This is a genomic window from Bacillus sp. SIMBA_154, from assembly GCF_046536015.1.
Classification (GTDB): Bacteria; Bacillota; Bacilli; order Bacillales; family Bacillaceae; genus Bacillus; species Bacillus pumilus_P.
Window position 1 is genome coordinate 1 of record NZ_JAWJBV010000714.1, and the last position, 232, is coordinate 232.

Below are 232 nucleotides of genomic sequence, written 5' to 3' on the forward strand. Positions count from 1 at the left end.
TGGCCTTTTTCATACAAAGCCTTGCACAGTTTGTTAAAGCGCACAATATCGTACAACAGACGCCAAAACTTAGGTCTCACTATGTTTCTGCGCTGAGCGAACAAACTAGTAAATGTATGCCCGTTATACTCAAAGCCAGTTGCTTCATTATGAACACTAAAGCTCATTTGGGTCGGTTTACGTTTTACACCAATACGTTCAAGCAGCTTTTCAAAGTAAGGGTATGTTCTAT

General features: G+C 40.1%; 1 protein-coding gene. It reads right to left on the reverse strand.

The window, feature by feature from the left end:
• Positions 1-232, reverse strand: a 232-nt coding sequence (locus tag R0K30_RS23735; RefSeq protein ID WP_410613507.1) for a hypothetical protein, incomplete at both ends; no start/stop codon positions are given.